Genomic DNA, 7592 nt, shown 5'->3' with positions numbered 1-7592 from the left:
CCAACCGCACTCCTGCGCAGCGATCGCGACACATCATATCGCCGAGAGCCGCCAATCGAATAGCTTCACAGGCTCTCAGGATGACGGCGGTGGATGTGGCATCGATAACCCGCGAACTACACCGGAATCCGCACGATCGCGCGCAGGCCGCCCATCGGGCTGTCGCCCAACGTAATGTCGCCGCCGTGCGAGCGGGCGATGTCGCGGGCAATCGCAAGGCCTAAGCCGGTGCCGCCCTCGTCCTGGTTGCGGGCGTCGTCGAGCCGCAGGAACGGCTTGAACACCTCCTCGCGCATGTCCTGCGGAATCCCGGGGCCGTCGTCATCGACCGTGACGCTGAGATAACGGTGGTCGCGATGCCCGGTGATGGCGATGCTGTCGGCATGGCGCGCGGCGTTCGACACCAGGTTGCCAAGGCAGCGCTTGAACGCCGCCGGCTTCACCGTCACCACCGGCTGGCCATGGAACACCACGGTGGCGGAATGGCCGTTGCGCTCGGCGTCACCGCGCAATTCCTCCAGCGCCGCCGCCATATCGACGGGCTGCGCCTGCTCGCCACTGTCGCCGCGGGCGAACGCCAGATAGGCCTCCAGCATCCCGGCCATCTCGTCGACGTCCTTGCGCATGCCGTCGGCGTCCGGGCCGTCGCCGATCAATGCCAATTCCAGCTTGAAGCGCGTGAGAATAGTGCGCAGATCATGCGACACCCCGGCCAGCATCGCGGTGCGCTGCTCGATCGAGCGCTCGACGCGGCTTTTCATTTCGATGAAGGCGTGCGCGGCGCGGCGCACCTCGCGGGCGCCGCGCGGCCGGAAGTTCGGCACCTCGCGGCCCTTGCCGAAACTCTCCGCGGCATCCGCCAGCCGCAGGATCGGCCGGATCTGGTTGCGCAAGAACAGCACGGCGACGATCAAGAGGATCGACGAGGTGCCGACCATCCAGAACAGGAAGATCTCCGAATTCGACGCGTAGGCGGCGCTGCGCTGCGCGAACACCCGCATCACGGCGTCGTCGAGCTGGATGCGGATTTCCACCAGATTGGAGCGCCCGACGGTGTCGATCCAGAACGGCCGCGCGATCTGCCGGCTGATCTGCTTACTGATCGACTGATCGAGCAGCGAGAAGAACGGCTTCGGCCCGGGCGGCGGCATGTCGCCGGGCCCTAGGAAATCCACCACCAGTCCCATCCGCTGCTGGGCGATGCGGCGCAATTGCGCGCGGTCTTTGTCCTGCGGATAGCCCTTGTAGACGTCGATCAGCGCGGCGATGTCCTGCACCACCGCCGCCGACAGCCGCTGCGTCACCGTGTTCCAATGCCGCTCCATGAACACGAAGGCGACCACCGATTGCAGCACCACCATCGGCACGATCATGATCAACAGCGCGCGGGCGTACAGCCCCTTCGGCATGAAGTCGTTGAAGCGGCGCCAGACGTAGTCGTGGAACGCGGCGACCCGCCGCGTCGCGGTGCGGATCAGCGTGAAGCCGCTGTCGAGCGTGCTCATGAGGACCGCGCGACCGGGTAGGCCCTAGCGTTCGTCATTGCGAGGAGCCCTTGCGACGAAGCAATCCAGGGCTGCGCGTGTCGCCCCTGGATTGCTTCGCTCTGCGGTCGACGCTGCGCGCCGCCCTCGGCTCGCAATGACGAAAACCACCATGGTTGTGCTTGCTGCATGTCAGACGTTCTATGGCGCCGCGACGAGGCGATAGCCGATGCCGCGCACCGCCTGCAGGAATAACGGATTGGCGGGGTCCTGCTCGATCTTGCGGCGCAGCCGGTTGATCTGCACGTCGACCGCGCGCTCGTTGACGGTGCCGCCGCCGCCGGTGAGTTCGCCGCGCGGCACGGTCTCGCCGGGCGACGCCGCCAACACGCGCAGCATGTCGCGCTCGCGGTCGGTGAGATGGATGATCTCCTCGCCCTGGCGCAATTCGCCGCGCTCCAGGTGATAGACGTAAGGCCCGAAGCTGATCGACTCCTGCTTGACGGTCGCCACCGGCATCGCGCGCTTCAAAATGTTGCCGATCCGCAGCAAGAGTTCGCGCGGCTCGAACGGCTTGGCGACGTAGTCGTCGGCGCCGAGCTGCAGGCCTTCGATGCGGCTCTCGGCCTCGTGCCGCGCGGTCAGCATCACGATCGGCACCGACGAGGTCTTGCGGATCGAGCGGGCCAGATCGAAGCCGGTCTCGCCGGGCATCATCACGTCGAGGATCAGCAGATCGAAATTCAGCCCGTTCAGCTTGCCGCGGGCATCGGCCGCACTTTTCGCGGTGGTGACGCGGTAGCCCTCGCTGGCGAGAAATCGCGACAGCAGATCGCGGATCCGGCGATCGTCGTCGACCAGCAACAGATGCGGCGCGTCGTCGGCCGGGCACGCCGGCTTCTTCGCCAAAGTTGCAAATTGCGTCACCGTCGGTCCTTTGCGGTTGCGCCGTTGGCGCCGAGCAGGCCCTCGAGCACCTTGTCCGGATCATCGCGGTCGATCATGGCACGAAGAAAGCGCAGCACCGCATCGGCCTCGCCGGGGCCGAGATCGGCCAGCGCGTGATTGATGCGCTCGGTCTGCAGCCGCGCCAGCTTCACCACCAGCGCCTCGCCCTTGGCGGTGGAAAACAACAGCCGCTGCCGGCGGTCGCTGTCGCCGGCGCGCTGCACCAGATAGCCCTCGTCGAGCAGCTGCTTGAGCACCCGGCCGAGCGACTGTTTGGTGATGCGCAGCACGTCGAGCAGGTCGGCCACTGTCAGCCCGGGATAGCGGTGCACGAAATGCACCACGCGGTGATGGGCGCGGCCGAAGCCGAAGCCTTCCAGCGCGTGGTCGGCGTCGCCGACGAAGTCGCGATAGGCGAAGAACAACAGCTCGATGAGGTCCCAGCGCGGCGGCGCGGCTTCAGCCGCCGGCGCCGGCTCGGTTTCGGGGACGCCGGAGCGCGGCGCAGAACGCGTGAAATTTATGTCAGCCATATTGACATATCTGGTCTTTATGTTACAAAACGGATGGTCCAGACGAAATATAACATCATTCCGCTTGCGACCTCGGCCTGACCGGCCCGATAATTTCGCGCAACGGCGCACATGCCATTGCCTCGGGCGACCTGGCCGAACATACCGGACTTCCTGCGTTGCGCAAAAGCCCGCTCCCGGCTCGATCGGGAATTGAACTGAAGACGGCTGGCGACGGCCGGTCCTTGAATGTAACCAACGGCCACCGCGCGGCACGCGGCGCCCGCCGATCCAGGAGATAAGTCCATGGGAGTTTCGTTCGACAAGGTCGACGGCTCGATCTGGCTGAAATTCGACATCGCGCCCACGGCCAATCCCGTCTCCGCGACCGACCGCGCCGCCAAGCTGGAGAATCTCGGCTTCGGCCGGGTGTTCACCGAGCACATGGCGATCGTGCACTACAATCAGGCGCAGGGCTGGCATGGCGCGAAGGTCGAATCCCGCGCCAACTTCCCGCTCGATCCGGCGACCGCGGTGCTGCACTACGCGCAGGAAATTTTTGAAGGCTTGAAGGCCTACAAGCGCGACGACGGCGGCATCAATCTGTTCCGCCCCGACGCCAATGCCCGGCGCTTCAAGAATTCGGCCGACCGCATGGCGATGGCGCCGATTCCCGAAGCGGTGTTCATCGAAGCCGTCGAGCAGGTGGTCCGGATCGACCGCGACTGGATTCCGGGCGGCGAAGGCAGCCTTTATTTGCGCCCGTTCATGATCGCCAGCGAGATCTTCCTCGGCGTCAAGCCGTCGGCGGAATACATCTTCGCGGTGATCGCCTCGCCGGTCGGCTCGTATTTCAAGCGCGGCCCGGCCCCGGTCTCGATCTGGGTGTCGGAAAACTACACCCGCGCCGCGGTCGGCGGCACCGGCGCGGTGAAATGCGGCGGCAACTACGCGGCGTCGTTGCGCGCGCAGGCCGAGGCGATCGATCACGGCTGCGACCAGGTGGTGTTCCTCGACGCGCTGGAGCGGCGCTACATCGAAGAGCTCGGCGGCATGAACGTGTTCTTCGTGTTCGACGACGGCTCGCTGTCGACGCCGCCGCTCGGCACCATTCTGCCCGGCATCACCCGCGATTCGATCATCGCGCTGGCGCGGGAAGCCGGCACGGAGGTGCGCGAGGAGCCCTACACGCTGGCGCAGTGGCGAACTGACGCCGCCTCCGGCAAGCTGAAAGAGGCGTTCGCCTGCGGCACCGCGGCGGTGATCTCGCCGATCGGCAAGGTGTGTTCGGCGCACGGCGACTTCGTCATCAACGGCGGCGAAGCCGGCCCGGTGGCGATGGGGCTGCGCAAGCAGCTGGTCGACATCCAATACGGCCGCGCGCCGGATACCCACGGCTGGATCCGCAACGTCGGGTGATGCATGACACCGCTCAGATGAAGGCCCCTATTGGGCATTCGAGCTTGGCGTCTGATCGCATCTCCCATCGCCACCAATTGTCGGCTTGCGAAAACCATCAGGTTAAGATTTGATAACCTAAATTTAACCTTTGGGAACTGTGTTGATCTTATGGATTGAGTATTAGCTCAATACCCTCGCAACCGAGTTTCGCAAAATGACTCCTCGTTCCGACAGGAAGAAGCAGACATCTCTCCCACCGACGGGGAGCGATGCACTGTCACATTTTTTGAGAGCCGGTCCAAAAGAGTTGGCAGATGTCTTCGAGCGAACCCAACGAGAAATCGCCCGCAATAGGGAAGAAGCCGACGAACGACGCGAACGCCTCAGAAAGGCCGTTAGGGGCCCTGGAAAGCAGTTCCGTTTATGACTTCCTCTATCATGATGCACGCCGGATTGCTGCATTTCTTGCTCAATTTGAAACATACGGGGTTTTGCAGGGGGTGAAGGCCCACGAAAGCGTCGGACGATCATCTGCCACGAAAGCAACTGCAAATGCCGGTATCGATTTCGCCAATCTCGCACGGGGAGGCATGGCCGTAGATGGTACTGTAACGGACGACGAGCGCGATGCAGCCGAGCGGACCTATGACCCCCTTTGGCGGAATGCGACGACGCTTCTCGACTATTTGGCCGATCGGGACCTCATCATTCGCAACATTGGAGAGGCTCGAATTAGTCAATTCGTGCTCGTGACCGGAACTCTTGCCGCGTTCGACGTAGGAATGCTACGAGAAGCCTGGAAGCTTCCAGCTATCAAGAAAGCTATTTCCGATGCCGCGTCCCAGCAAGGAGCCCCCGATCCTTCGCAATTAAACCGCCACGACAGAAAAAGGGCCGGGGCAAGGTCGCCAAGCAAAGGTTCGCCGGAAACCGAGGCCGCGCTTGAACTTATCCCTCTACTCCCCCATTCGGTTCAAGGAACGATTTCCGACAACGCTTCGACGACGTGGTTCAATCTTCGCGAAGAAAGTATGATTATCAGTTCCTCGGAGCTACTTTTGAAGCACGGCATTGGCATCCAAGGTACCTGGACGGCTTTAGGAATTTTGGATGCACTGCCTCAGGTTGATCAATTTTCAATGGAGCAACACGCGATAGAGCAGTTGATCGCTGGCGCGTCATTGGGCGGAATGATCGGTCAGATGAGCCAACTTGCCATGATGACAAGATTAATGCTCGGGCGTCCACCTGGATGTTTTGGAATTACGCCTCTTATGATCTTCCGACAGGTTTCAAGCTGAGAGTTCCTACGGTGACTACCTCCGCCCGAACAGCTTCTCGATGTCCGACAGCTTGAGTTCGACATAGGTCGGGCGGCCGTGGTTGCACTGGCCGGAATTCGGCGTGTCTTCCATCTCGCGCAATAGCGCGTTCATTTCCTCGGGCTTCAGCACCCGCCCGGCGCGCACCGAGCCGTGGCAGGCCATGGTGGCGGCGACGTGCATCAGCCGCCGTTCAAGCGGCAGCGCCTCGTCCCATTCCGCCATGTGCTCGGCGAGATCGCGGAGCAGCGCGCCGGCGTCGGTCTTGCCGAGCAGCGACGGCGTCTCGCGCACCGCGACCGCGCCCGGACCGAAAGACTCCACTACCAATCCGAATTTCGCCAATTCCTCGCCGCGCGCCACCAGCCGCTCCACGGTGGCCTCGTCCATCTCGACGATCTCGGGGATCAAGAGGATCTGCCGCTGCACGCCGTTCTTGTCGAGCGAGGCTTTCAGCTTCTCATAGACCAGCCGCTCATGCGCGGCGTGCTGGTCGACCACCACGAGGCCATCGCGGGTCTGTGCCACGATATAGGTCTGGTGAATCTGCGTCCGCGCCGCGCCGAGCGGCCGCTCGGTGAGATCGGCACTGGCCGGCTGATAGGCGCGGATATCGGCCGACGGGGCGCCGACGTCGAAGCCCGCCTGCGCGCGCTCGGCGAAACCGCTCGCGGTATCGTACGCCGCACTGCCGGCCACCGGATAGGACGGCGAAGCGCGCCAGTCCCAATTGGCGCGCGGCGCGAACGACGGCCGGAATGATGAGATCGTGGCGCCGGCGTCGTTGGCGGCGGTGCGCTTGCCCTCGCGCGCCAAGCCTTCCTTCAGCGCGTGCACGATCAGCCCGCGGACGAGGCCCGCGTCGCGAAACCGCACTTCGGTCTTCGCCGGATGCACATTGGCGTCGACCTCGCGGCTATCCAGCGTGACGAACAGCGCCACCACCGGATGGCGGTCGCGCGGCAGATAGTCGGAATAAGCCGCGCGCACCGCGCCGATGATCAATTTGTCGCGCACCGGGCGGCCGTTGACGAACAGATATTGCCCGAGCGCGTTGGCGCGGGTCAGCGAGGGTGCCGCGGCAAAGCCCTCGACCACCACGCCGTCGCGCTCCGAGCGGACTTCGATGGCGCAAGAACGAAAATCGCCGCCGAGAATATCGCCGAGCCTTGTTAGCCGTCCCGCCGCGCCGGGCAATGCCGCGGCCCAGCTCACCGGGGCGCGCTCCTCGCCGGCCATGCCGAAGGCGATATCGGGCCGCGCCATGGCGAGACGCCGCACCACCTCGCGGATCGCTTCGGCCTCGGTGCGGTCGGTCTTGAGAAATTTCAAGCGCGCCGGGGTGGCGTAGAACAGGTCGGAGACCTCGACGCGGGTGCCCTGGCTGAGCGCCGCCGGCACGATCGGCGATTTCGCGCCGCCCTCGACGGCGAGCGCCCAGGCGTGCGGTTCGCTGACGTGCCGCGTGGTGATCGAGAGCCGCGCCACCGAGCCGATCGAGGGCAGCGCCTCGCCGCGAAACCCCAGCGTGCGGATCGCCAGCAGATCCTCGTCGTCGAGCTTCGAGGTGGCGTGACGATCGACCGCCAGCGCCAGATCGGCGTGGGTCATGCCGGCGCCGTCATCGGTGATGCCGATCCGCCGCCGTCCGCCGCCGTCGGTGAAGATGTCGATGCGGCTACTGCCCGCATCGATCGCGTTCTCCACCAGTTCCTTGACCACACTGGCCGGCCGCTCCACCACCTCGCCGGCGGCGATGCGGTTGACCACGGTCTCGGGCAATTGACGGACGGGCATCGGCGACTCGGGAAATCGGGTTGAGCCGGCAATCTAGGCGGTTTTGCCGGACGACGGGAGGGGCCCCGCGATCACTCTCTCGGTGCCCGACCGAAACAAAGCCGTCATTCCGGGGCGCGAGGGCGCAA

General features: G+C 64.5%; 6 protein-coding genes. 2 read left to right on the top strand and 4 right to left on the bottom strand.

Annotated features, from left to right (window positions below):
* Window positions 1–116: 116 nt before the first annotated feature.
* The 3 genes from HNR60_RS22960 to HNR60_RS22950 all read right to left on the bottom strand — a co-directional run bounded on the left by HNR60_RS22960 (window position 117) and on the right by HNR60_RS22950 (window position 2965).
* Window positions 117–1505, bottom strand: a complete 1389-nt coding sequence (locus HNR60_RS22960) for an ATP-binding protein (protein ID WP_184262557.1) — start codon at window positions 1503–1505, stop codon at window positions 117–119.
* A 180-nt stretch (window positions 1506–1685) separates the two neighbouring features.
* The gene (locus HNR60_RS22955; protein ID WP_184262555.1) at window positions 1686–2411 is read right to left on the bottom strand and encodes a response regulator; all 726 of its coding nucleotides are present in this window, start codon (window positions 2409–2411) and stop codon (window positions 1686–1688) included.
* Entirely contained in the window at window positions 2408–2965 is a 558-nt protein-coding gene (locus HNR60_RS22950; RefSeq protein WP_184262553.1) for a MarR family winged helix-turn-helix transcriptional regulator, read from the bottom strand. The genes HNR60_RS22955 and HNR60_RS22950 overlap by 4 nt, the downstream gene beginning before the upstream one ends.
* A 285-nt stretch (window positions 2966–3250) precedes the next feature.
* Here HNR60_RS22950 and HNR60_RS22945 point away from each other — a divergent pair, with 285 nt between their 5' ends.
* Window positions 3251–4363, top strand: a complete 1113-nt coding sequence (locus tag HNR60_RS22945) for a branched-chain amino acid aminotransferase (RefSeq protein ID WP_184262551.1) — start codon at window positions 3251–3253, stop codon at window positions 4361–4363.
* Window positions 4364–4659: 296 nt separating this feature from the next.
* Window positions 4660–5646, top strand: a complete 987-nt coding sequence (locus HNR60_RS22940) for a hypothetical protein (RefSeq protein WP_184262549.1) — start codon at window positions 4660–4662, stop codon at window positions 5644–5646.
* A 15-nt stretch (window positions 5647–5661) separates the two neighbouring features.
* Here HNR60_RS22940 and mutL read toward each other — a convergent pair whose 3' ends face one another.
* A complete protein-coding gene (gene mutL, locus HNR60_RS22935) occupies window positions 5662–7464 on the bottom strand; it encodes a DNA mismatch repair endonuclease MutL (RefSeq protein WP_184262547.1) in 1803 nt (600 codons plus the stop codon).
* Window positions 7465–7592: the final 128 nt, after the last annotated feature.

This window comes from Rhodopseudomonas rhenobacensis (assembly GCF_014203125.1).
Taxonomy (GTDB): Bacteria; Pseudomonadota; Alphaproteobacteria; order Rhizobiales; family Xanthobacteraceae; genus Rhodopseudomonas_A; species Rhodopseudomonas_A rhenobacensis.
The sequence above is the reverse complement of the archived record's forward strand: the minus strand, read 5'-3'. Positions and strand labels throughout refer to the sequence as shown.

Bases quoted from the DNA above. Each gene is read 5' to 3' on its own strand.
- HNR60_RS22945 (WP_184262551.1), top strand. From the start codon at position 3,251: ATGGGAGTTTCGTTCGACAAGGTCGACGGCTCGATCTGGCTGAAATTC.
- HNR60_RS22950 (WP_184262553.1), bottom strand. From the start codon at position 2,965: ATGGCTGACATAAATTTCACGCGTTCTGCGCCGCGCTCCGGCGTCCCC.
- HNR60_RS22960 (WP_184262557.1), bottom strand. From the start codon at position 1,505: ATGAGCACGCTCGACAGCGGCTTCACGCTGATCCGCACCGCGACGCGG.
- mutL (WP_184262547.1), bottom strand. From the start codon at position 7,464: ATGCCCGTCCGTCAATTGCCCGAGACCGTGGTCAACCGCATCGCCGCC.
- HNR60_RS22940 (WP_184262549.1), top strand. From the start codon at position 4,660: ATGTCTTCGAGCGAACCCAACGAGAAATCGCCCGCAATAGGGAAGAAG.